Source organism: Kocuria gwangalliensis (assembly GCF_039544365.1).
Taxonomy (GTDB): Bacteria; Actinomycetota; Actinomycetes; order Actinomycetales; family Micrococcaceae; genus Kocuria; species Kocuria gwangalliensis.
Genome location: NZ_BAABLN010000032.1, coordinates 20,282 through 41,199, shown reverse-complemented (window position 1 = coordinate 41,199; position 20,918 = coordinate 20,282). Strand labels below are relative to the sequence as shown.

The window sequence follows — 20,918 nt, the reverse complement described above, 5'->3', positions numbered from 1 at the left end:
AGTATCGTGCCGTGCGTTACGCGGAGCGACTCGCGGTAGAGGATGCTGTCGCGTCGGTCGGGTCACGTGGTGACTCGTATGACTGTCAGTCTGTTTCTGCCGGGTTCCGCGAGAATCGGGTAGTCCCGGCCGGCGCGGTTTGACCCTTGCTTATGATTGGCCCGCATGGTGCCTTTGCGTTGATCTGTCGACCGTCCGGCCGGGGCTGTATCAAGCGCTGCCGCCGGTCGGGCGTGACCTAATAGGAGCCTGGAGCATACTTTCGACAGCGTCCCCGTGACAGTCCTGTCCACCCGCCGACGACAGCGTGAAACCCACGATAACGGGCGAAGGAGACAGCATCATGGACGATGTTGAGCAGTTCAGATCAGGGCACATCGTAATCGGCATCGACACCCACAAACACATCCACGTCGCAGCAGTCATGGACTCTGTCGGCGGGATCCTCGCGACTCTCACGATCGCGACCGACACCGCCGGGTTCAAACAACTCCTTGAGTGGGCTGCGGGATTCGGGAAGATCATCGCGTTCGGCATCGAGGGCACCGGCTCCTACGGGGCCGCGCTCACGTCTTTCGTCCGCCGTCACGGGCACAAGGTCATCGAGGTCTCCCGTCCTGATCGGCGGCTGCGGAGACTGAACGGGAAGTCCGACACCCTCGACGCAGAGAACGCTGCCAGGGCAGTGCTCGCCGGGTTCGCGACCGCGATCCCCAAAACCGCGGACGGCGTCGTTGAGATGATTCGACAGCTGAAAGTCGCGCACGATACCGCGGTGAAGGACCGCACCGGCGCGATGGTTACCCTCAAAGCGATGCTCGTCCACTCTTCTGAGGACCTTCGCCGGGAGACGGCGAAGAAAACGCAGAAGATGGTCGCGAGGCACTGCGCCGCGCTCCGTCCGCGGGGTTTGGAGACGCCAGAAGATGCGAACCGTTACGCGCTCAGATCGATCGCGAAGCGCTGGATCGCACTAAGCGAAGAAACCAAGGAACTCGAAGCACAGATCGAGCAGCTCGTGCTCCAACGCGCGCCGCACCTGCTTGACGAATTCGGGATTGGCGTCGATACCGCCGCGGAGATCCTCATCGTCGCCGGTGACAATCCCGAACGAATCCGAAGCGAGGCCGCGTTCGCGAAGCTCGCCGGAATCAGCCCTGTTCCGACCGGTTCAGGAATGACCAGTGGGAAGCATCGCATCAACCATGGCGGACATCGGCAACTCAACGCGGCGATCTACCGGACCGTGATTGTCAGGATGAGATTCCACGAGCCCACGATCGCCTACGTCGCCCGTCGCACCGCCGAGGGCAAGAGCAAACGCGACATCATCCGCTGTCTGAAACGCTACGTGATCCGCGAGGTCTACCACCTCGTCAAGACCGACCCGCGAACCGGCGAAATCATGAGTTGACAACTATAGGAGCATCTGTCAGTCAGCCTCGAGCGCAGTTGGTTTATGTCCAGCACGTTCAACGCCTATTGACCAGCAAAAGGGCTTTCGTGAACGTGTGCCAGGGCACTATGCGCAGACGAAAGGATCAAGAATGAATCACCTCGACGCCAAGACCATCATCGTCACCGGTGCCTCGGCTGGCATCGGAGCAGTTACATCTAAGGCCCTCGCCGCAGAAGGCGCGAAAGTCGTTGCCGTCGGCCGCAATGTCGATCGACTCGACTCTTTGGTCGCTGAGATCCGTAGCGCTGGCGGCGAAGCGACCAGCTACGCCACCGATGTCACTGTTCGAAAGAATACCGCCGAGTTGGCCCAGTTCACGCTCGACACGTATGGAGCGATCGACATTCTGGTCAACAACGCCGGGCTGATGTTGTTCTCTCAATGGTCCGATCTCGCCGTCGATGATTGGGACAAGATGATCGACACGAACGTCAAGGGCTACCTCTACATGATTGCCGGCGTCCTTCCGACGATGCTCGAACAGGGCTCCGGCCAGATCTTGAACATGGACTCCATCGTCGGCCACCGCGCCGATCCCTCCGCAGGGGTTTACAGCTCGACGAAATTCTTCATCCAGGCGATGACCGAGTCGATGCGCAAGAACCTCGGCGTGAATCATGGCATCCGAGTGAGCACGATCAGCCCCGGTGTGATCAACACCGAATGGGTGGACAAGGTCAACGACCCCGAAGGGCGCAAGGCTGCAGAGGAGATGAACAAGGTAGCGATCGATCCAAGCGATGTCGCCTCTGCCGTCGTCTACTCGCTGAACCAGGCTGAGAACGTCACCGTCAACGACTTGATCATCTCCCCCACCCGGCAGGACTGGTGAGCCGGAGGTCGATCTGTGGGCGGGTCGGCGTTTCCATGATCACCTGATCGGCGGGCTCGTCTCGCGAGTAAACGATCTCATCGTCGGGGCCGTCCGGCCCCGTGCATGATCCGCACGCCGGGAAGGACGGGACCTTCGACCTTCGCACCCGTCGACCAGCACCCCTCATCGTTGCAGCCCTCGCATTGGACCTGATCAACGAACCCCTTCGCCGACCGATGGGAAGCGGCTGCCGGGACTGGACCGAACGCCTCTGGGTTCTTCCCGATGAAGGATCGGCTTACGGAGCGTCAGCCAGCGCGGCCTGGCCGCATCCCCAGATGCGGAGACCTCCAACGGAGCATCGACAGAACCCCGGTCCCGTGAAGGCGAAAGCCACACCACCGGGCTTAGCGTGTGCAGAGGACTTCGGGTATACGTGCAGTCGACTTCGGACACTGACAGCCGCCGTCGTTGATCGGCTCGAAGGATTCGGGCACGCAGCCGTACTTCTCCTCCAGGCCGTCGAGGCCGTAGGCGCGCTCGGCGAACTCGGGCGGACCCGCGATCACCAGCTCCCCGCACACCTCCGCCAGGTCCGCGATGCTCGTGAGCCCGTACTGCTCCGCGGTCCCGGAGGTGACCACCATGGCGTCCTTGTTCTCCGCCGCGGCGCAGTCGATCCAGCAAGGCTGGGGTCGTGGTGGCACCGTGGGGTGCAGTTCCAGCCGGCCCGTAGGGAACGGCCGGGCTCACTGCTCCGAGGGGTGCGCCGGCTCCTCCCCGGGAGCGGACTCGACGTGCTCGGGGGCGGCGTCCACGTCCCGGACCGTGTGCCCGCCGAACTGGTTGCGCATCGCCGCGATCATCTTCATCGCCGGGGCCTCATCCTGCCGGGAGGCGAAGCGGGCGAACAGGGCGTTGGAGATGTTGGGCACCGGCACGGCGAGGTCCAGGGCGGCCTCGACCGTCCACCGGCCTTCCCCGGAGTCCTCGGCGTAGCCCTTGAGCCGGTCCAGGTGCTCGTCCTCGTTCAGGGCGTTCACTGCCAAGTCGAGCAGCCACGACTTGATTACTGATCCTTCGCGCCAGGAGTTGAACGTCTCCCGCACGGAGCGGACGTGACCGGCCGCCTCGAGCAGTTCCCAGCCCTCGGCATAGGCCTGCATAATCGCGTACTCGATGCCGTTGTGGACCATCTTCGCGAAGTGGCCCGCACCGTGCTCGCCGGCGTGGACGAAGCCGAATTCGCCCGCGGGCTTGAGGGAGTCGAAGATCGGCTGCACCTTGGCCACGGTGCTTTCGTCCCCGCCCACCATGAGAGCGTAGCCCTGGGTGATCCCCCACACACCGCCGGAGACTCCGCAGTCCAGGTACTCGATGCCCTGGTTCGCCAGTCGCTCCGCGCGGGGGCCGTCGTGAATCCACCGGGAGTTGCCGCCGTCGATGATCACGTCCCCCTTGCCGAGCACTCCGGCGAGCTCGTCGATCACGGTGTCCACCACCGTGTCCGGCACCATGATCCACACGACGCGGGGCGTGCTGTCGATTTGCTCCACCATGGCGGTGAGGCTTGCGGCGTCGGAGAGCCCGGGATCGGTGTCGAAGCCGACCACGGTGTGCCCGGCCTGGCGCAGCCGCTCGCGCATGTTGCCGCCCATCTTGCCCAGTCCTACGAGTCCCATCTGCATGGTGTGCTCCATCGTCGGTTGTGCGTCGTCCGGACGGGCATCGGTCCGGAGGGCTTCGCCGCGCAGGGGCAGTCCTTCTCCGCCAGGCGCAGCCGTCACGGGCCTGCCCGCCCCTGGGTGCTCCACACGGTCTCACGGTCCGACCCTGGGGTGCACCTGGTACTGGAGGAAACGTTCTGGTCGGCAACATGGCCGGGATGCTCTGATCAGGGTCTCGTACCGTGGCGAACGCTAGAACATGGCAGCAGGATTTCTGGAGAGGCCTACGCCGTCGTGAATCCGTTTGCCGGGCTGCCGACTCTTGTCGCAACTATTGGAATGGATCTATGCCAAGGCGATCGCATCTTTGCCGGTCGCAGTTTTGATCGTATCCCGGGAAGAAGTGGGCGGGGTCGGCTCTGTGTCAGGAGCGTACGAGGCGGCCGATGGCGTCGGAGGCTTCTTTGAGTTTGGCCTCGGCAGCGTCCTCGCCGAGTTGAGCGGCGTCCAAGACGCAGTGCTTCATGTGGTCGTCGAGCAATCCGAGTCCGACGTTGCGTAGTGCGGAGGTTAGGGCCGAGATCTGGGTGAGGATGTCGATGCAGTACTGTTCTTCGTCGACCATCCGGTGGATGCCTCGGGCTTGGCCCTCGATGCGCTTGAGGCGGGCGAGGTAGCGGTCCTTGTCGCTGATGTAGCCGTGGGTGGTGTGGCACTCGGTGTCGGTGGCCTCGGGGACAGGGGTGGTGTCCATGGTGGTGTCTTTATCTTTCTGTGGGTGTCGTAGGGGCCGGCGGCTCCGGGCCGGCTGTGGAGCTGGTCCGGAGCCGCCGGCCCAAGGAGTACTGAGTGGGGTCAGGCGGCCGCGTACCTGGCGGGGTCGGCGTCGAAGGCGGGGCCGCAACCGGGGCAGCAGAGCCAGTATCGCTGGCCCTGGTAGTCGCGGACGAGCCCTGCGGCCTCGGCGTCGGCCTTGACGACCTGGTTGCCGGGCATCACCGGGCACTCGGCCGTCTCGTCGCCGGAGACCCCAGTTTGGTGGCCGTTCGCGAGCCCATGGTGATGAGTGTGCTCGTCGTGGTGGCACATAACGGTTGTTCCTTTCGATCGGTGGGTGGGTTCAGGCCTCGACCGGTTGCCGCGTGCGGAGGCGCGGGGCCGCCGATGACGGCTGTTGATTGATTGCCTGGCTGGTGAAGGAGCGCAGGCGCAGGCTGTTGGTGACCACGAAGACGGACGAGAAGGCCATGGCAGCCCCGGCGAGCATGGGGTTGAGCAGTCCGAAGGCGGCCAGGGGGATGGCCGCGGTGTTGTAGGCGAAGGCCCAGAACAGGTTCGTCTTGATCGTTCTCAGCGTGCGTCGGGAGAGCCGGATCGCGTCCGCGGCGGCCCGCAGATCCCCGCGCACCAGCGTGATGTCGGCGGCCTCGATGGCCACGTCGGTGCCGGTGCCCATGGCCAGGCCGAGATTGGCCTGGGCCAGGGCGGGAGCGTCGTTGACGCCGTCACCGACCATCGCCACGGTCTTGCCCTGCTCCTGGAGCTTCGCGATGACGTCGACCTTGTCCTTCGGGAGCACCTCGGCGATGACCTGGTCGATGCCGACCTCTGCGGCGACCTGGGCGGCCACGGCCTGGTTGTCCCCGGTGAGCAGCACCGGTGTCAGGCCGAGCTCCTTGAACTGGGCGATGGCTTGGGCGCTGGTGGGCTTGACCTCATCGGCGACTACGAGGATGCCGCGTGCTTGCCCGTCCCAGCCGACCGCCACCGCGGTCTTGCCTTGGGCCTCGGCGGCCTGCTTGGCCTGGCGCAGTTCGTCGTCGAGGTGCTGGGCCCATTCGGCGAGCAGGGCCTCCCGGCCGACCAGTACGGCGTGGCCCTCGACGATGCCCTGGACCCCGAGGCCTTCAATGTTCTCGAAAGTCTCCGGTGTGGGCAGGTCTCCCACCTCAGCGGTGGCACCGGTGGCGATGGCCTGGGCGATGGGGTGCTCGGAGGCGTTCTCCAAGGCCCCGGCCAGGCGCAGCAGCTCGGCCCGGTCCACGCCGGGGGCGGGGATCGCCTCGGCGAGGGTCATCTTGCCGGTGGTGACGGTGCCGGTCTTGTCCAGCACGATCGTGTCGATCCGCCGGGTGGATTCCAGCACCTCGGGTCCTTTGATCAGCACGCCCATCTGGGCGCCCCGGCCGGTGCCGACCAGCAGCGCGGTCGGGGTGGCCAGGCCCAGGGCGCAGGGGCAGGCGATGATCAGCACCGCCACCGCGGCGGTGAAGCCGGCCGCAAGGGGGAACCCGGCGCCGATCCACGCACCGAGCGTGGCCACGGCGATCGCGATCGCGATGGGTACGAAGACGGCCGAGACCCGGTCGGCCAGACGCTGGATCTCGGCCTTGCCGGATTGGGCGTCCTCGACCAGTTGGGCCATCTGCGCCAACTGCGTATCCGCACCGACCCGTGTGGCGGCCACGACGAGCCGGCCGCCGGCGTTGACGGTGGCACCGGTGACTGCGTCCCCTGCGGTGACCTCCACCGGTACCGACTCACCGGTGAGCATGGAGGCGTCGATAGCACTCGTGCCGGAGACGATGACCCCATCGGTGGCGATCTTCTCCCCGGGGCGCACGATGAACTCATCCCCCACGGCCAAATCCTCGATGGGGATGCGCTGTTCGCGTCCCTCGCGCAGGACAGCGACGTCCTTGGCCCCAAGCTCCAGCAGGGCGCGCAGGGCCGCCCCAGCCCGGCGCTTAGAGCGCTTCTCGAAGTAACGCCCGAGCAGGATGAAGGTGATCACACCCGCGGCGACCTCGAGATAGATGTTCCCCAGCCCGTGGGAGGGGGAGATGGTCAGCTCGAAGGGGTGCACCATCCCGGGCTGACCGGCAGTGCCGAAGAACAGTGCCACGATCGACCACAACAGGGCCGCAGTCGTGCCCATCGAGATCAGGGTGTCCATCGTCGCCGTGCCGTGGCGCAGGTTCAGCCACGCGGCCCGATGGAAGGGCCAGCCGGCCCACACCACCACGGGCGCGGCGAGCACGAGGGAGGCGAAGCCCCAGTAGTCGAACTGCAGGGCGGGAATCATCGCCATCGCAATCACCGGCACCGCGAGAACCGCCGCCCCGATCAGACGCTGCCGCAGGGTACGCAGCTCGACGTCCTCCGCCGTTGCCTCCTCGGCCACTGCCACACCGGGGTCGGCCTGCCGAGGTGCTGGTAGCGCTGCGGTGTAACCGGTCTTCTCCACCTCGGCGATCAGCGCCTGCGGGTCGTAGCCGGCCGGGGCACTGACGCGGGCCTTCTCCGTGGCGTAGTTGACGCTGGCGCTCACGCCCTCGAGCTTGTTGAGCTTGCGCTCGATCCGGTTGGCGCACGAGGCGCAGGTCATCCCACCGATCTCGAGCTCGACGTCGGTGCCCAGTGACTGCGGCTGGGCCGAGGATGCAGACATGCGGTGCTTCTTTCTCTCGATAGGGGCGCCACCGATCCGGTCGCGACGCTCTCAGTGGTGGGCCGGGAACGGGTCAGTGCTCGCCGTGGCCCTCAGCTGTAGCGCCAGCCGAGGGCCTGGTGTCAGCTGCCCCGGTGGTGTCGAGGGCGAACTGGGCGGTGTGGACCTGCCCGTCGACCTGGAAGTCGAAGTAGAGGTAGTACCGGCCCGGGGTTGGGGCCGTGGTGGCGAACTCGACGTCGGGCCCGGAGACCTCGCCGGCGACCGGCTCAGCACCTTCGGGGTGGACGTGCAGGTAGGCCAGGTCCCCGGCGCGCAACGCGACCAGGTGCCCGTAGGCACCCAGGTAGGGCTCCAAGGTGGTGATCGGCTGTCCGTCCCGGGTGACGCTGATGGTCAAATCCGAGGTGGACCCGGCCGACAGGTCGCCTTCCACCGAGACCTGAAACCCATCGACCTCATCGGTGGCGGTCGCCTCCGGGGCGGCCGGGGTGAAGGCTCCGGCCACATCCACGGTGCGCGTCAGCGTCAAATTCTGCTCCGCACCGACCGGCACGACGTCGGCGTAGACCCGGTAGGTGCCGGCCGCCTCCCACTGCCACGGCAGCGACCAGCGCCCGGCCTCATCCATCACCGGGTGCACGTGACGGAACCCGGTGCCATCGGAGCGCACCACAATCAGGTGCATCTGTCTCCCGTGGGAGGTCTCGAATTCAGTGACCGGGGCCCCGTCGGGCCCGGTGATCGTCAATGACAGCTCCCCGGCGTCCCCGGTGGTCCCCGGCGCGGAGACCTCCTGGAGGAGGTAGCCGCTCTGCTCCCTGCTCACGCCCTGGGGAGTGTGTTCCGCGTGGCTGCCGGAGGTGGTCTCGACCGGGTCCTGGCCGCTGTCGGTGTGCTGGGCCATCTGGGTTCCTTCCGCCTGCTGTGTCCAGGCCGACACTGTCGTCTCTGGCACTACGGCCCCGGCCGCCGCGAAGGCCCCGGTGAACACCACCGCCAGCCCCGCTGCGTAGGCCCCTAGCCGTGCGGCGGCGTTCACGCCGACCGCGCTGGCTGGTAGCCGGCCTCCTCGACCGCGGCGACGACCGCTGCCTCGTCCACCGGCAGATCGCTGGTGACGGTCAGCTGGCCGCTCTGGTGGCTGACCTCCACCCCGGTCACGCCCGCGACCTCCTGGACCTCCTCACGCGCCGACATCGCGCAGTGCCCGCAAGTCATCCCGGTCACCTGGAACTGAGTGGTCGTCATGGTCCCGTCCTTCCCGACTAGTTACCCCTGGGGGGGGTATATGTGTATGTACAGGTGTACCCCCCAGGGGTACATCTGTCAAGTGTTGCCGTGGGAGGGAAAGTGGTGGCAGGTCAGGGGCGAGGCGGTATGGTCGCGGCGGGTTCCGTGGTGCTCGATCCATGCGCTGGCCTGCCGGTGGAGACCACGTGGGCCCGACCTGGGGTGCTTGCCAGTGCCACGGGCACACGAGACGGCGGCGTTCCCTTTGCTCAGCTCTGACTCCCTTTATTGATATCGAAGTCGCTTGTTGAGCTTTTCTCAAGACAACATGAAGATTTCCTGAAGCTTGCTCTTTGAGGTGCTTTGAGGACTGATTTTTCGAGTCAACGAAGGCATAGTTAGCACCTGAGAACCCCCCGTTCTCATCGGCCCGTGTACGGGCATACGGGTGCCCCGGTGTTGCTCCCCAGGGCCGGGGCACCCGTCATTATTCAGGTGAAGCGTGGACCCGGTCCGGGGCGCGGAAACCCGCGAGGCCCCCAAGGGGCCCCGCGGGTTCTGTGCTGTGATTCCCTTTTCTCCTTTCGTGTGGTGACCGTAGGAGTGAGCACCTCTGCGCTCCATGGATCCTGAAGTCTTTATGGATTCTTGAGAATTCCGCGACGGGCACTCCAAGTGGGAGGACCACCCTGAGGGCAGGACGGTCCCGGATGCACCGGGACGTTGTTGTCAACAGGGGGAATGATGAGTAGTGGACCGAGAATGGGAGAGCATCCGCCGGCGGGTCTCGCAGACGCGGTGGTCCGGCCCACGCGCCGGTTGGTGGGGATCGATGCGGCTCGAGGGCTGGCGCTGATCGGGCTGATGGCCATTCACCTGCTGCCGGCCTGGAACGAGGAGACCGGAGAGGCGAGCTGGTCGTGGCGGCTGTTCTCGGGGGACTCGGCGGCCCTGTTCGCCCTACTGGCTGGGGTGGGGTTGGCACTGACCTCCGGGGGGCGGCACCCGCACGAGGGCAGGACAATGACCGCTGACCGGATCGGCCTGGTGGTGCGCGCGATGCTGATCGCGATCGTGGGACTGTGGATCGGCACACTGATGTCGGAGGACCCGCCGGCCTACAACATCTTGATCTACTACGGGGTGTTCTTCCTGCTGGCGATTCCGTTCCTGCACGCAGGTCCGAAGTTCCTGTTCATCTCTGCGGCGATCTTCGGGGTGGTGTCCCCGCTGCTGATGCAGGGCCTCCAAGATGTGTTGCCCGAATTTGTCTCCTACAACCCCACGTTCACGGATCTGCTGACACAGCCCGGTGCCACGGCATCCCAGCTGCTGCTCACCGGGACCTACCCGGCCCTGCCGTACATGACCTATCTGCTGGTGGGGCTGGGGCTGGGGCGGTTGAACCTGCGCAAGACGGAGGTTCAAGCTCGACTGGTCGTGGTGGGAGTGGGGCTGGCGATCTTCGCCCGGGTCACCTCCTATGTCCTGCTCTACGCCTTCGGCGGCTACCAGCAGTTGTTGGATGCCTCCTCGATGGGCGAGCACGAGCTGGATGATGTGCTGGTTTGGGGGCCGGATTCCTTGCCGACGGACACCGCGTGGTGGCTGGCGATCGCCACCCCGCACACCAACACCCCGCTGGCGATCGCGGCCAGTCTGGGGGTGGGCCTGGCGGTGTTGGGAGTCTTCCTGCTCATCGGCCCGAAGATCGGGAAATGGTTGCTGCCGCTGTCGGCGATGGGCGTGATGACCTTGACCCTCTACACCGCCCATCTGGTGGCGCTGTCCTTCGAGATCCACTACGAGCTGCCCTACCTGTGGTTCATGGTCCACCTGGCGGTCGCGGCGCTGTTCGCGGTGGCCTGGCATCGGGGCCTGGGACAAGGGCCGCTGGAGAAGGTGGTCAGCACCAGTGTGAAAGGCACCCGCCGGCTGGTGCTGGGCGGGCCGGCCAAGAACGGCCACGGATAGGAAGCGCAGGCAGCAACGACATGACGGGCCACGCCCGCCGCCGTCGCAGGCAGACCGGCCTGGCGATGCCGCTGCGGTCAGTCCGTGGGCGTGTGGTGGGGCAAGCGGATCCGGAAGCTGGTCCCGCGCCCGGGGCCCTCACTGGTGGCCTCCAGGGACCCACCCTGGGCCTCAACCAGCGACTTGCTGATGGCCAGCCCCAAGCCAGAGCCTCCGCGGTGAGCTTCCCGGCCGGTGTTGGCGCGGTAGAAGCGCTCGAACACGTGCGGGAGATGCTCCTCACTGATGCCTCCCCCGGTATCGGTGACGGTGACAGTGACCGCCTCCGGAGCGTAGTCGGTGTGCACGGTGACGGCGCCTCCGGGCGGGGTGTGGCGCAGGGCGTTCTCCAGCAGGTTGCCCAGCACTTGTCCCATCCGCTCCCGATCAACCAGCACCGGTGTGACCTCCATGCCGGTGCTGATGGAGGTCACCGAGATGTCCTGGGCGGCGGCGTCTTGTTGGACGGCCGCGACCGCCTGGGCTGCCAGCCGGCTGGGGTCTTGGGGGGTCAGTTGCAGGTGGGTCATACCTTCCTCAGCGGCGGTGAGCTGGCGGATGTCGCGGGCCAGTCGCTCCAGCCGGGTGATCTGGGCGTAGAGGATGCTGGTGGTCCGTTCATCCCACTGGACCACTCCGTCTTCGATGCCCTCCAGGTGTCCTTTGAGACTGGCCAGGGGGGTGCGCATCTCGTGGGCCAGATCGGCCAGCATCTGACGCCGGGTGGTGTCCACGGCGTCGAGCTTGGCGGCCATGTCGTTGAAGGAGGAGGCCAGGGAGTCGAACTCCGGGCCCAGTCCGGTGGAGGTGACACGCACGTCGTAGTTGCCCGCGGCCACCTCGCCGGCGGCGGCGCTGAAGGAGGCCAGGGACCGCCCGATGGTGCGGTAGAGGTAGAAGGTGAGCATCCCGGCGAGGTAGAGCGCCGGGAGCCCTCCGATGGTCAGGGCGGTGAGACTCACCGAGCGGAAGGCGTCCTCCAGGTGCACCAGCCCGAGGGCCTCATCGGCGTGTCCGGTCTCGACGAGCTCGTGGTGGAACATCCTCGGTCCGACCAGGACCGCGGTGATCACCACGATGATCAGCCCGATGGCCAGCACCGCGGTCTGGGCCAGCATCAATCGCACCGTCAGCGGGCTCCAGGACCAGCGGTGGGTGCGCTCGGAAACGGTGGCGCTCATCGCCCGGTGCCCATCCGGTAGCCGATCCCGCGGATGGTGTGGATGAACCGCGGGTTGGTGGCTTCGTCGCCGAGCTTCTTGCGGATCCGCCCGATGTGCACGTCCACCAGGTGCTCGTCCCCGGTCCAGTGCGTGTCCCAGACCATCTCCACCAGCTGCCGGCGGGAGAGCACCAGCTGTGGGCGGGCAGCCAGGCACAGGAGCAGGTCGAACTCGATCCGCGTCAACGCCACCGGTTCCCCGGCCAGGTGCACCTGGCGGGAGTCCTCCTCCACCACCAGCTCCCCGATCACCAGCGCCTGCTGGCTGTGCTGGGAGCCTGCAGTGGGTTCGGCATCTCCTGGGCGGGCCCGGCGCAGCATGGCTTGGACCCGGGCCACGAGTTCGCGCGGGCTGAAGGGCTTGGTCACGTAGTCGTCGGCGCCCACGGACAGGCCCACGATCTTGTCGACTTCGTCGTCGCGGGCGGTGAGCATCAGCACGTGGCAGTCCGAGAAGGTCCGCACCTGACGGCACACCTCGATTCCGTCGATCCCGGGCAACCCGAGGTCCAGCACCAGCACGTCCGGGGTGAAATCGCGCACCGCGGCCACGGCCTCGGTGCCGTCGTGGCGCACGGCGACCTCCAGCCCGGCCTTGCGCAGATATCCCGCGACGAGCTGCGCCAGGTCGGTCTCGTCGTCGACCACCAGGATCCGGCCGGTCGGGGGCGTGGGCATGTGGGCTCCTTGATCAGTGGGTGGGACCGTGCCTGAGGTTCGGGGCATGGGGTGGTGGGGCTGATGCAACATGGCCGTCGTGCCGGGGCACGAGATGTCTCGCCCGGCCATGGTGCGGGTGACGTCATGGATGCGGCGCCTCGGGTTTCTCACCCCGCGGGCCGGAAGAACCTAGGCCTCCTTTTTGCGGGCATGGTGGGGGAGCAGGGGCAGAGTGATGCCGGGAGGTGGGGGTAGGTTGGCCGGGAAGGAGGGTCTTGGGGCCCTGCCAATGGTGCGCGGAGGCGGACACCCGTAGATCCGCCAGATCCGCTCCGGCCACCCACGGCATTACGTCGATCGCCAGAGCGGACAGGGCCGCAACATAGGCCGTGGCGTTGGTGCTGGCCTCCACGTGCATAGTGAGGGAAACGCCTCCTGGCCCGTAGCTTCGCAGGCTACCGTCGTAGACCGTGAGGGCCTGCCTCAGGGACTGCGCCAAGGGACCTTCCACCCGGACGGAGGTTCTCAGTGTCGCTGCCACCGTCCACGTGCACATGTCGCTCCTTCCGCCACACATCGGTCGGGACGGGGCCATCTGGCCAGTGGTCCCACCGGCCGGAGCTGGGAAGGGGCGAGAGCCTGACCATCAAGCAGCGCCACGGCCAGTCCAGCGGCCTCAGACCGCAAACCGGTGCTGGTCGGTGCCGTGGCCCTGTCCTGGAGACCAGTCTGCGGGAGAGCCGGGAGGATATGGGTCAATTCATGCACTCTGCCCCGGAAAACGGCGACCGGAGGCGGTGGTGGACTCTCAACGCCGCCACGCCAACAGTTCCCGGTGCCTCTCGTTCCGGTTCTCTGTACTTCTCGCCTTCGACGGGCCGACTTCTCCGGGTTGCCGGAGCTGAGGGTGTTGGCCGCTGGAGGGTGGTCTGGGGGCTGTGCCGGTCCTGTCATCAGGAGAACACTGGAGCCCCCGGCGTCACAGCGGACGGGGTCATCGTCGACAGCGACGCGGTGGAGCGCAGGCCACCCTGCTGGGGTGCTCCCGGGGTGTCGACACGACGGTGGCCAGCTGCTCGATGCTCAAAGGTGCCTCCAGATGCGGAAACCGGGTGCGCGGAACCTGTCTGGCCGACCAGGAACCGCGCACCCGGAAACTGTGCTGGCGTGCGCTCAGCGCACGCGGATGTAGACGGGGCCGGTGCCCACGTTGACGCTGTCGACGACGGTGCTGCCGCCGTTCCAGCCGCCGTGGACGGCCTTGCCGCCGCCGATGTAGACGCCGATGTGGGCTGTGCCCATGCCGCCGTCGGCGTAGTAGACGAGGTCGCCGGGCTGGGCCTGGCCGGCGGAGACCTGAGTGCCGAGCGTGAAGTATTCAGCCGGCCAGCCGCGGAAGTTGATCCCGGCGGCCCGCAGGGCGTTGCTCACCGCTGCGGTGCAGTCCTGTCCGACGCCGAGCTGTCCCATGGCCGCGGAGGCGATGGCCGCGCCCTTGCCGGAGGATGAGCTCTGCGGGGTGACCGTGCGCTCGGCGGCCGGAGCAGCCTGCACGGCCGGCTTTGGGGCGGGAGCGGCGGCGGGCCTGGGGGCCGCCTGCACAGTCGGCTTCGGGGCGGGGGACGCCACCGGGGCGGGTGCGGTGACAGGCTTCGGGGCCGCCTGGACGACTGGCTCCTGGACGACTGGCTCCGGGGCGGGTGCGAGGGCCGGGGCGGCCACGGCCTTCGGTGCCGGAGCGGCCACGGCGGGTGCCGCGACGACCGGGGCATCGACTTTCTGCTCCGCCTTCTTCTCGGTCTTCTTCTGGTTGGTCTTCTTTTCGGCTGTGGTTACGTGGGCGACCGGCTCGAGGGACACGGTGGGCGCTGCGGTGGGGGTGGCGGCAGCGACGGCCGACAGCGGGGCGTCGGTGGAGGCATCCGAGGTCGGGGTTGCCTGCACGGAGACGGTGGTGGCCAGGGCCAGGCCGGAGAAGGCCGCGACGGCGGCCACGGTGCGGGCCTTGCCGGTGAGGAGCGAGCCGAGGCCATTCGAGGAGGTCAGGTCACGAGTCATGAGGAGTTCAGCGGGCTTTCTGGCGGGCCGGGGGGATCTGTCGGAACGGTGTGGTGACAGCACGGATTACCCCGGTCAGGGGTGCAGGGTGTCACGGTGTCCGGCAGAGCGGGCCCCGGATCGGGAGCACCGCGCACGGCGGGTGAGTGGAGGAGAGGTGTGGTGCCCGCAGTGGACGAAAAACTCACTTGAGAGGCGGGGATTCTCTTGTGCAACCGGGGCGAGGACCGGGGCCCTCCGCGACGATTCCGGTCGTTGCGGAGGGCGGGCCGGCTCAGCGGTAGGTGTAGTAGCCGTCCACCGGCATGGCGTTGACGGAGTGGACGAAGGTGCCCTGGGTGGGGTTCAGGGCGGAGATCATCTTGCCGCCGCCGATGTAGATGCCGATGTGGGCCCCGCCGTTCTGGGAGACGAGGTCCCCAGGCTGCGGGGTAGCCGTGGGGGTGGCCGCGGCGATCTGCTGGAAGCTGGTGCGGGGGATCTCGATGCCGTTCTGGGCGTAGGCCCACTTCGTGAACCCGGAGCAGTCCCAGGCGCCGAAGGCGGTCCCGCCCCAGACGTAGCCGGTGCCGGCGCCCTGCATCGCGGTGCCCACGATCCCGGAGGCGCCGGTGATCTCGGTGATGTCCGCCGACTGGGTGGACACCGTCGCGGTCGAAGCGCTCTGCTCAGGAGCGGACGGGGCCTGGGTGGAGGCGGTGGAGACGGTCTGCGGGGCAACGACGGCCTGGGTGGCCGTCGAGGAGTAGGTCGTCAGCGCGGACGCGGGGGCCGAGTAGGCGGTGGCGGTGCCCGCGGGGATCTCGGCGTAGGCCTGGGCCGGGGCGATGGAGCCGATCACAGCCGCGCCGGCGGCAGCGGCGATCGTGGTGGTACGCACCAGGTGCGAGGTGGTCTCGGCGCGGTGGCGGGCAGTGCTGCGCTTGAAAATAGTCATGGGTGTGTTCCTCCCTTTGCCTACGAGGTGAGCTGTCGGATGCGGGTGGGAGACACCCGGCCGCTCCGGACGCAGACGTCCTGGGCGACTTAACCCCTAGGTCCCGGGTCACCGGGACCGAAAATGGTTCCCCCGCTTCTGCCAAGCGATTTCTCTTCAGGGACCCCGGGCACCGGCAGAATTCGGCGATGTGCACGAGGGTGCCGACCAGATCGATCAGCGGCACGCAGTGGACAGTAGCCCATCCATAACGAAAGTGTCACGTTTAGATCACAACCCGGTTTCTTCCCTCGGTCGGGGCTGAGAAGCCGGGCTCCTGGGCCCGGGAAGGCGCGTTCCGGAAGAGATAGGTTCGTCGCCCAGCTGAACTCGTCACGCAGCTATTGGCGGATTAGGGCCGGTCTGACTGGGCAAAATGGCATCGTGGCGCGCATTTCGCTGGACACAGTCGACGACGGCAAGAGACTTGGGACTACGCGTAGTCTCCAGTGTTCCATGGGCAAACACCAAGGCTTCGTGGGGGAACTTTCGAGGTGGCTCACAGTTTGGAAAGGTCTCGGGGCGCCATTTCGAGATGCACGACGGGATTTCTTCACGGAATCTCTATATTCGGCCCGCTGCATCGATGCAAAAAACCAGTCGATGGGATGCAGTTGCGCACCGCTGAGGTGTTCATCTTCATCAAATCTTCAAGATTTTGGGTCGCGTCACATGGAAAAGGCAGTCTACTGTCGATGGCATGGCGGGCTGGCTCCGGCCGGTTCGTCTCCTGTTGAACCGACGAAGGAGCAAGCCATGACCCATCACGTGAGCGCGATGCTGGAGACTTACCCGAAGGACCTCGGTGGGGTGGACAAGGAGAAGCTGGCCGCCTGTATCGAGGCGTGTTTCGAGTGCGCCCAGACCTGCACCGCCTGCGCTGATGCCTGCCTGTCCGAGGACATGGTCGCGGAGCTGACCAAGTGCATCCGCACCAACCTGGACTGCGCGGACCTGTGCGAGGCCACCGGGCGAGTGCTCTCACGTCACACCGGCTACGACGCGAACATCACCTTGGATGCGATCAAGGCCTGCCAGATGGCCTGCAAGGCGTGCGCCGATGAGTGCGAGCAGCACGCGGACATGCACGAGCACTGCCGGATCTGTGCCGAGGCCTGCCGGCGTTGTGAGGCGGCTTGCGCCGAGCTGGTCGCCTCCCTGGGCTGAGCAGAACCTCCCGCTGACCCATCATCCGGGCGGCGGGGGCGGTGAGAAGGCCCGTGGCCGGCTGGGATCGGCGCTACGGGTGGATCCCGGACCTCTAGGGGTCAGGGCACCGCCATGACGCACCTGCCGCCCGGGTGATGCACCTGATGCACGAGGAAGTCACCAGAGGAACGAGGACAATGACAACGAACGCGAGTGCTCGCAACCAGCGCCACGAAGACAAGGCCGGCCACCACGGCACCTCGAATCGGATGTACTGGATCTTCGCGGCCATCCTGCTGGTCAACCTCGGGCTGATGTGGGTGTTGACGATGTCGATGATCCGCACCTGGGACCACTTCTACTTCAATCCCAGCAACCTCTACATGGCGTTCATCATGGTCACCGCGATGGCCACACTCATGGTCGTGGGCATGTGGTCGATGTTCCAGAACACCAAGCTCAACATCGCCCTGCTCATCGGCTTCATCGCCTTGTTCGTCGCGGCGCTGCTCTTCGGGCGCGCCGAGGTCGGAGTGGGCAACGAGGGATTCTTGAAGTCGATGATCCCGCACCACTCCCGGGCCATCCTGGTCTGCCAGGAATCGAACATCACCGACCCCGAGATCCAAGACCTGTGCGCCACCATCGTGGAGACCCAGCAGGAGGAGATCGCCCAGATGCAAGACATCCTCACACGCTACGAATGACCCGCTGAACGGGGGCCGACCCGGGCTGCGGGCCCTCGGCACTTGATGTGCACCATTGACCGGTGGAGGCCGCTGAGCGGCACCCACCGGTGCAAGAGGAAACTCGGCCGGACGCCCGGCCCGAGTGCTCCGCCTGGTTTCCTCTCCCCCCGTCTCCGGCACTGCAGACGGGTTCGTGCCTCCCACCGTGGCGAACCACGGTCCGCCCGAGGCCGCCTATCTAGTGGTTGAACCGGGTTCATCCTCCGGGCCTGTTCGCACCGAAAGAGAGACCTGATCATGCTTCCCACCCTCACCCGCGGCCGCCGTATCGCCGCAGCCGCATCCAGCCTCACCCTCGCTGCCACCTTGCTGGGCGGAGCAACCGCCCCGGTCTTCGCTCACGGAGAGGCCACCCCCGTCTCCTCCCACTCCCAAGCGGAAATGCTGCAGCCGGACCCGACGTCGCCGACGGCCTACGAGTTCGGCGAGACCCTGGCCACCCTGGAGGGCGAAGAGCTGGAAATCACGTTCCTGGCCGAGATCAGCCCGCACCACCGCGCCGCCATCGAGATGTCCCAGCTGGAGCTTGAGCGGGGGGTCAGCCCGGACATCCGCACGCACGCGGAGAACATCATCGCCAACCAGGAGCACCAGATCGACCAGTTCACCCGGTGGCTGGAGGAGTGGTACGGGCTGACCCCGGAAGAGGCCATGGCTCAGGCCCCGGCAGAAGCCCAGGAGGAGATGAAGATCCTGGAGGAGGAGACCCAGATGATGATCGAGGAACTCTCGGCCGTGGAGGCCGGTGAGGACTTCGACGTCGCCTTCGTGCAAAAGATGATTCCGCACCACCAGAGCGGGATCATCGAGTTCCTGGAGCCGCAGTCCCGTGCCGTGCACCCGCAGCTGCGAGTGGCGGCCACCGCGGGGATCACCACCCAACAGGCCCAGGTCGCGGACTTCCGCACTTGGCTCGCCGGCCGCGGCTGATCACCGAACTGAAACAGCGCGATCGGTGGGGGCCACCTGTTAGGGTGGCCCCAACCGATCAACGACAGACTTCGATGTTCCGACCGCGCGAAAGGGGAGACCATCGTGTACTCCGGGATCGTGGCCATGGCCCTGGTGGCGCTGTCGGTCGTCGTTCTCCTCTATGCACTCCACCGCGCTGCCGTCATCACCGCCGAGCCGTTGACGGTTCTGCCCGCCCAATCCGGGTGGATGCCCCAGGAGCACGCGCTGTCCCGATTCCACGCCCGCTGGTACCTCGCCTCAATCGTGTTCCTGGCCTTCGACGTCGAGATGCTCTTCATGTATCCGTGGGCGGTGGTCGTGATCGAGAAGGGGATCTCCGCGGTGGTGGAGATGTTCCTGTTCCTCGGGGCCCTGCTCGTCGCCGTGGCCTGGGCCTGGCGCGAAGGAGCCTTCCGATGGGCCTGAGCGGTGCTCTCGCCCGGCTCGCGGTCCGGGCCACCCGGGTCCTCGTCGTCGAGGTCCCGGGGCACTGGGCGACCCGGATGGAGGTCGAGCACCAGCTGCTCCGCCGTGGGTGGCGACCGGCGTGGACACCAGCGGATGCGGACGTGCTCGCAGTGTGCGGTGCACCCGGCCCCGAACTCTCCGAGCTGGTGGACCGGCTCTGGGAGCAGATGCCCGGTCCCCGCGTCCGCGCCGACATCACCTCGCCCGGAACTGTAGGTTCCGCCCTCGACGCCGCCGCAGCCCTCCTTCTCGACACCCCGCACCACCGGACGGACGCCCAGGAGCGGGCGCAGGAACCCGAGATCCCCGAGGACGCGGATCATGGGGGTCACGGGGGCATGGACCACGGCGAGATGGACCACGGCGAGATGGACCACGGCGAGATGGACCACGGCGGGCACGGCGGGCACGGTGGGATGGACATGGCTCCGGAGGGGATCCCGCTGGCCGAGGGCGGGGAGGACCGTGACGGACTGGAGATGGACGTCCTCCATCTGCCGCTGGGTCCCGTGCTGCCGTTCTGGCCGGCCGGGCTCGTGCTGCGCTGCTCGTTGCAGGGGGATGTCGTGGTCAACGCCGAAGCCTCCATGGTGGACGGCAGGAACGACGACGAGGACGACGGCGCCGGAGCAGCCGGACCAAGTGCCGGTCCCGCGCCGGCGGCGGTGGTGCGGTGCGACCAGGTCATGGCGTTGCTGGCTCTCGCGGGGGTCGAGGACGCGGCGGCCTGCGCCCGCCGCGCCCGGGACGCCCTGCTGTGCGGTGACGAGGACGCCGCCCGGGACGCCGTCGAGCGGCTGGATCGGACGGTCCGGCGGTCCTGGCTGCTCCGGTCGTCGCTGCGGGGCGTCCTGCTGCTGGACCGGGCCGGCCTCGAGCGCCACGGGCTGCCGGGACACTGCCGCGGGGACGCCCACGACCGGCTGCTGTCCCGCGTGGAACGGATCCGGGCCGAGGCCGGTGGCACGGAGCCCACCCCGGCGGAGGACGGTGGGGTGCCCTGGGCGGTGGTGCCGGACCTGGTGACCGGGCTGGAGCTGGGCTCCGTGCGGTTGGCCGTGGCGAGCCTGGATCTCGATCCGCATCCTGCCGTCCAGGCGGTGGGGCATGGCTGAGAGCGTGGTGACGACCGTCCCCGGAGGATGGGCCGTGCTGGCGGGGATCCTCCTGTGCGGCTTGGCCTTCTTCGCCGTGGCGCTGGATGCGGCGCTCTCGGCCCGGGCGCAGGGCACCGGCGGCGGATGGGGCGCGCCGCTGGGCCGTGCGGCGAGGCTGCTGCGGCAGCGGCGCCGGAGCACCGTGGCCGCGGACACCCTGCTGTGGCGGATCGGTGGCGCGGGCATGCTGGTCGGGGCGTTCCTGATGATCGCGGTGATCCCGCTGGGGGAGTGGACGCTGGCGGACCTGGACGTCGGTGTCGTGTGGTTCAACACCGTGGACGTCATGGTCTGGGCGCTGGTCTGGTTGGCCGGCTGGGGTGCGAACTCCGCCCACGGCCTGGTGGGCGGCTACCGCTTCCTGGCGCACGGGCTGGCCTACGAGCTGCCGTTGATGTTCGCGCTGGTGGCCCCGGCGATCGCCGCCGGCAGCCTGGCCGTGGGCGATGTCGCGGCGGCCCAGGACGGCGTGTGGTTCGTGGTCTGGATGCCGGTGGCGTTCCTCGTGTTCCTCATCGGCGTGACCGGCTTCTCCGTGTGGGGCCCGTTCGCCCCGGCGCTGGCCGCCGACATCGGCGGCGGCGTGCTGGCCGAGCTCTCGGGGGTCGACCGCCTCGTCCTCCAGGCCGGGCGCTACCTGTTCCTGACCGCCGGAGCCGCCTTCTCGGTGCCGCTGTTCCTCGGGGGCGGGGCCGGGCCGGTCCTGCCCGGCTGGGCGTGGGTCCTGGTGAAGACCGTGGCCGTGCTCGCGGTGCTCGTGTGGTTGCGGCGGAAGCTTCCGCTGCTGCGCCCGGACCGGTTCATGGAGATCGGGTGGATGGTCCTGCTCCCGGCCGCCGTGCTCCAGGACCTGGTCGTGTCCCTCGTCGTCGTCTGGAAGGGCTGAGC

The 20,918-nt window shown here is 67.4% G+C and carries 20 protein-coding genes and 1 riboswitch; of the genes, 9 read left to right on the top strand and 11 right to left on the bottom strand.

Translation table 11 applies throughout. The features are described from left to right. Nucleotides 1-343: 343 nt before the first annotated feature. Nucleotides 344-1,414: an IS110 family RNA-guided transposase gene (locus ABEA06_RS10315; RefSeq protein ID WP_101650415.1), complete on the top strand. Its 1,071-nt coding sequence runs from the start codon at nt 344-346 to the stop codon at nt 1,412-1,414. Between the two features lie 133 nt (nt 1,415-1,547). Then, entirely contained in the window at nt 1,548-2,291 is a 744-nt protein-coding gene (locus ABEA06_RS10310; RefSeq protein ID WP_345311438.1) for an SDR family oxidoreductase, read from the top strand. Nucleotides 2,292-2,680: 389 nt separating this feature from the next. Here the strand turns inward: ABEA06_RS10310 and ABEA06_RS10305 are convergent, their stop codons facing one another. From ABEA06_RS10305 to ABEA06_RS10275, 7 genes are all read right to left on the bottom strand, one after another. Beyond that, the gene (locus ABEA06_RS10305; RefSeq protein ID WP_338032830.1) at nt 2,681-2,980 is read right to left on the bottom strand and encodes a glycine betaine ABC transporter substrate-binding protein; all 300 of its coding nucleotides are present in this window, start codon (nt 2,978-2,980) and stop codon (nt 2,681-2,683) included. 42 nt (nt 2,981-3,022) lie between these two features. Continuing rightward, nucleotides 3,023-3,961 (bottom strand): phosphogluconate dehydrogenase (NAD(+)-dependent, decarboxylating), encoded by a 939-nt coding sequence (gene gnd / locus ABEA06_RS10300; protein ID WP_345311437.1) that lies wholly within the window; start codon nt 3,959-3,961, stop codon nt 3,023-3,025. A gap of 403 nt (nt 3,962-4,364) precedes the next feature. Continuing rightward, nucleotides 4,365-4,694 (bottom strand): metal-sensitive transcriptional regulator, encoded by a 330-nt coding sequence (locus ABEA06_RS10295; RefSeq protein WP_129702164.1) that lies wholly within the window; start codon nt 4,692-4,694, stop codon nt 4,365-4,367. A 101-nt stretch (nt 4,695-4,795) separates the two neighbouring features. Next, complete coding sequence (locus tag ABEA06_RS10290) at nt 4,796-5,029, bottom strand: YHS domain-containing protein (protein WP_129702166.1); 234 nt, start codon at nt 5,027-5,029, stop codon at nt 4,796-4,798. Between the two features lie 31 nt (nt 5,030-5,060). Then, nucleotides 5,061-7,391 carry a heavy metal translocating P-type ATPase gene (locus ABEA06_RS10285; protein ID WP_345311436.1) on the bottom strand — a complete coding sequence of 777 codons (2,331 nt, stop codon included), beginning with the start codon at nt 7,389-7,391 and terminating at the stop codon, nt 5,061-5,063. A 73-nt stretch (nt 7,392-7,464) separates the two neighbouring features. Next, nucleotides 7,465-8,298: a heavy-metal-associated domain-containing protein gene (locus ABEA06_RS10280; RefSeq protein WP_345311435.1), complete on the bottom strand. Its 834-nt coding sequence runs from the start codon at nt 8,296-8,298 to the stop codon at nt 7,465-7,467. A 131-nt stretch (nt 8,299-8,429) separates the two neighbouring features. Continuing rightward, entirely contained in the window at nt 8,430-8,642 is a 213-nt protein-coding gene (locus ABEA06_RS10275) for a heavy-metal-associated domain-containing protein (RefSeq protein WP_345311434.1), read from the bottom strand. A 744-nt stretch (nt 8,643-9,386) separates the two neighbouring features. On the opposite strand from ABEA06_RS10275, the gene ABEA06_RS10270 reads away from it, so the two are divergent. After that, nucleotides 9,387-10,598, top strand: coding sequence for a heparan-alpha-glucosaminide N-acetyltransferase domain-containing protein (locus ABEA06_RS10270; protein WP_345311433.1), 1,212 nt, complete (start codon nt 9,387-9,389; stop codon nt 10,596-10,598). Nucleotides 10,599-10,675: 77 nt separating this feature from the next. Here ABEA06_RS10270 and ABEA06_RS10265 read toward each other — a convergent pair whose 3' ends face one another. From ABEA06_RS10265 to ABEA06_RS10250, 4 genes are all read right to left on the bottom strand, one after another. After that, on the bottom strand, nt 10,676-11,818 hold the full coding sequence (locus tag ABEA06_RS10265; protein ID WP_345311432.1) for a sensor histidine kinase: 1,143 nt from the start codon (nt 11,816-11,818) through the stop codon (nt 10,676-10,678). Then, nucleotides 11,815-12,537: a response regulator transcription factor gene (locus tag ABEA06_RS10260; protein WP_129702176.1), complete on the bottom strand. Its 723-nt coding sequence runs from the start codon at nt 12,535-12,537 to the stop codon at nt 11,815-11,817. Before ABEA06_RS10260 ends, ABEA06_RS10265 begins: the two co-directional genes overlap by 4 nt. Nucleotides 12,538-13,692: 1,155 nt before the next feature. Next, entirely contained in the window at nt 13,693-14,577 is an 885-nt protein-coding gene (locus ABEA06_RS10255; protein WP_129702178.1) for a C40 family peptidase, read from the bottom strand. 274 nt (nt 14,578-14,851) lie between these two features. Then, a complete protein-coding gene (locus tag ABEA06_RS10250) occupies nt 14,852-15,514 on the bottom strand; it encodes a C40 family peptidase (protein ID WP_129702180.1) in 663 nt (220 codons plus the stop codon). Nucleotides 15,515-15,519: 5 nt separating this feature from the next. Then, nucleotides 15,520-15,712: riboswitch (cyclic di-AMP (ydaO/yuaA leader) on the bottom strand. 597 nt (nt 15,713-16,309) lie between these two features. On the opposite strand from ABEA06_RS10250, the gene ABEA06_RS10245 reads away from it, so the two are divergent. From ABEA06_RS10245 to ABEA06_RS10220, 6 genes are all read left to right on the top strand, one after another. After that, entirely contained in the window at nt 16,310-16,720 is a 411-nt protein-coding gene (locus tag ABEA06_RS10245; RefSeq protein WP_129702182.1) for a four-helix bundle copper-binding protein, read from the top strand. 179 nt (nt 16,721-16,899) lie between these two features. Next, complete coding sequence (locus ABEA06_RS10240) at nt 16,900-17,409, top strand: DUF305 domain-containing protein (protein WP_345311431.1); 510 nt, start codon at nt 16,900-16,902, stop codon at nt 17,407-17,409. Nucleotides 17,410-17,688: 279 nt separating this feature from the next. Further along, a complete protein-coding gene (locus tag ABEA06_RS10235; RefSeq protein ID WP_345311430.1) occupies nt 17,689-18,381 on the top strand; it encodes a DUF305 domain-containing protein in 693 nt (230 codons plus the stop codon). Nucleotides 18,382-18,486: 105 nt separating this feature from the next. Then, nucleotides 18,487-18,831 carry an NADH-quinone oxidoreductase subunit A gene (locus ABEA06_RS10230; protein WP_019310385.1) on the top strand — a complete coding sequence of 115 codons (345 nt, stop codon included), beginning with the start codon at nt 18,487-18,489 and terminating at the stop codon, nt 18,829-18,831. Beyond that, nucleotides 18,822-19,988 carry a hypothetical protein gene (locus ABEA06_RS10225; RefSeq protein ID WP_345311429.1) on the top strand — a complete coding sequence of 389 codons (1,167 nt, stop codon included), beginning with the start codon at nt 18,822-18,824 and terminating at the stop codon, nt 19,986-19,988. The genes ABEA06_RS10230 and ABEA06_RS10225 overlap by 10 nt, the downstream gene beginning before the upstream one ends. After that, entirely contained in the window at nt 19,981-20,916 is a 936-nt protein-coding gene (locus ABEA06_RS10220) for a complex I subunit 1 family protein (protein ID WP_029603322.1), read from the top strand. Before ABEA06_RS10225 ends, ABEA06_RS10220 begins: the two co-directional genes overlap by 8 nt. Nucleotides 20,917-20,918 lie beyond the last annotated feature (2 nt).

What these genes read in the sequence shown, in the direction of transcription:
- ABEA06_RS10315 (WP_101650415.1), top strand. Translation starts at nt 344, where the DNA reads ATGGACGATGTTGAGCAGTTCAGATCAGGGCACATCGTAATCGGCATC.
- ABEA06_RS10310 (WP_345311438.1), top strand. Translation starts at nt 1,548, where the DNA reads ATGAATCACCTCGACGCCAAGACCATCATCGTCACCGGTGCCTCGGCT.
- gnd (WP_345311437.1), bottom strand. Translation starts at nt 3,961, where the DNA reads ATGCAGATGGGACTCGTAGGACTGGGCAAGATGGGCGGCAACATGCGC.
- ABEA06_RS10295 (WP_129702164.1), bottom strand. Translation starts at nt 4,694, where the DNA reads ATGGACACCACCCCTGTCCCCGAGGCCACCGACACCGAGTGCCACACC.
- ABEA06_RS10290 (WP_129702166.1), bottom strand. Translation starts at nt 5,029, where the DNA reads ATGTGCCACCACGACGAGCACACTCATCACCATGGGCTCGCGAACGGC.
- ABEA06_RS10285 (WP_345311436.1), bottom strand. Translation starts at nt 7,391, where the DNA reads ATGTCTGCATCCTCGGCCCAGCCGCAGTCACTGGGCACCGACGTCGAG.
- ABEA06_RS10280 (WP_345311435.1), bottom strand. Translation starts at nt 8,298, where the DNA reads ATGGCCCAGCACACCGACAGCGGCCAGGACCCGGTCGAGACCACCTCC.
- ABEA06_RS10275 (WP_345311434.1), bottom strand. Translation starts at nt 8,642, where the DNA reads ATGACGACCACTCAGTTCCAGGTGACCGGGATGACTTGCGGGCACTGC.
- ABEA06_RS10270 (WP_345311433.1), top strand. Translation starts at nt 9,387, where the DNA reads ATGGGAGAGCATCCGCCGGCGGGTCTCGCAGACGCGGTGGTCCGGCCC.
- ABEA06_RS10265 (WP_345311432.1), bottom strand. Translation starts at nt 11,818, where the DNA reads ATGAGCGCCACCGTTTCCGAGCGCACCCACCGCTGGTCCTGGAGCCCG.
- ABEA06_RS10260 (WP_129702176.1), bottom strand. Translation starts at nt 12,537, where the DNA reads ATGCCCACGCCCCCGACCGGCCGGATCCTGGTGGTCGACGACGAGACC.
- ABEA06_RS10255 (WP_129702178.1), bottom strand. Translation starts at nt 14,577, where the DNA reads ATGACTCGTGACCTGACCTCCTCGAATGGCCTCGGCTCGCTCCTCACC.
- ABEA06_RS10250 (WP_129702180.1), bottom strand. Translation starts at nt 15,514, where the DNA reads ATGACTATTTTCAAGCGCAGCACTGCCCGCCACCGCGCCGAGACCACC.
- ABEA06_RS10245 (WP_129702182.1), top strand. Translation starts at nt 16,310, where the DNA reads ATGACCCATCACGTGAGCGCGATGCTGGAGACTTACCCGAAGGACCTC.
- ABEA06_RS10240 (WP_345311431.1), top strand. Translation starts at nt 16,900, where the DNA reads ATGACAACGAACGCGAGTGCTCGCAACCAGCGCCACGAAGACAAGGCC.
- ABEA06_RS10235 (WP_345311430.1), top strand. Translation starts at nt 17,689, where the DNA reads ATGCTTCCCACCCTCACCCGCGGCCGCCGTATCGCCGCAGCCGCATCC.
- ABEA06_RS10225 (WP_345311429.1), top strand. Translation starts at nt 18,822, where the DNA reads ATGGGCCTGAGCGGTGCTCTCGCCCGGCTCGCGGTCCGGGCCACCCGG.
- ABEA06_RS10220 (WP_029603322.1), top strand. Translation starts at nt 19,981, where the DNA reads ATGGCTGAGAGCGTGGTGACGACCGTCCCCGGAGGATGGGCCGTGCTG.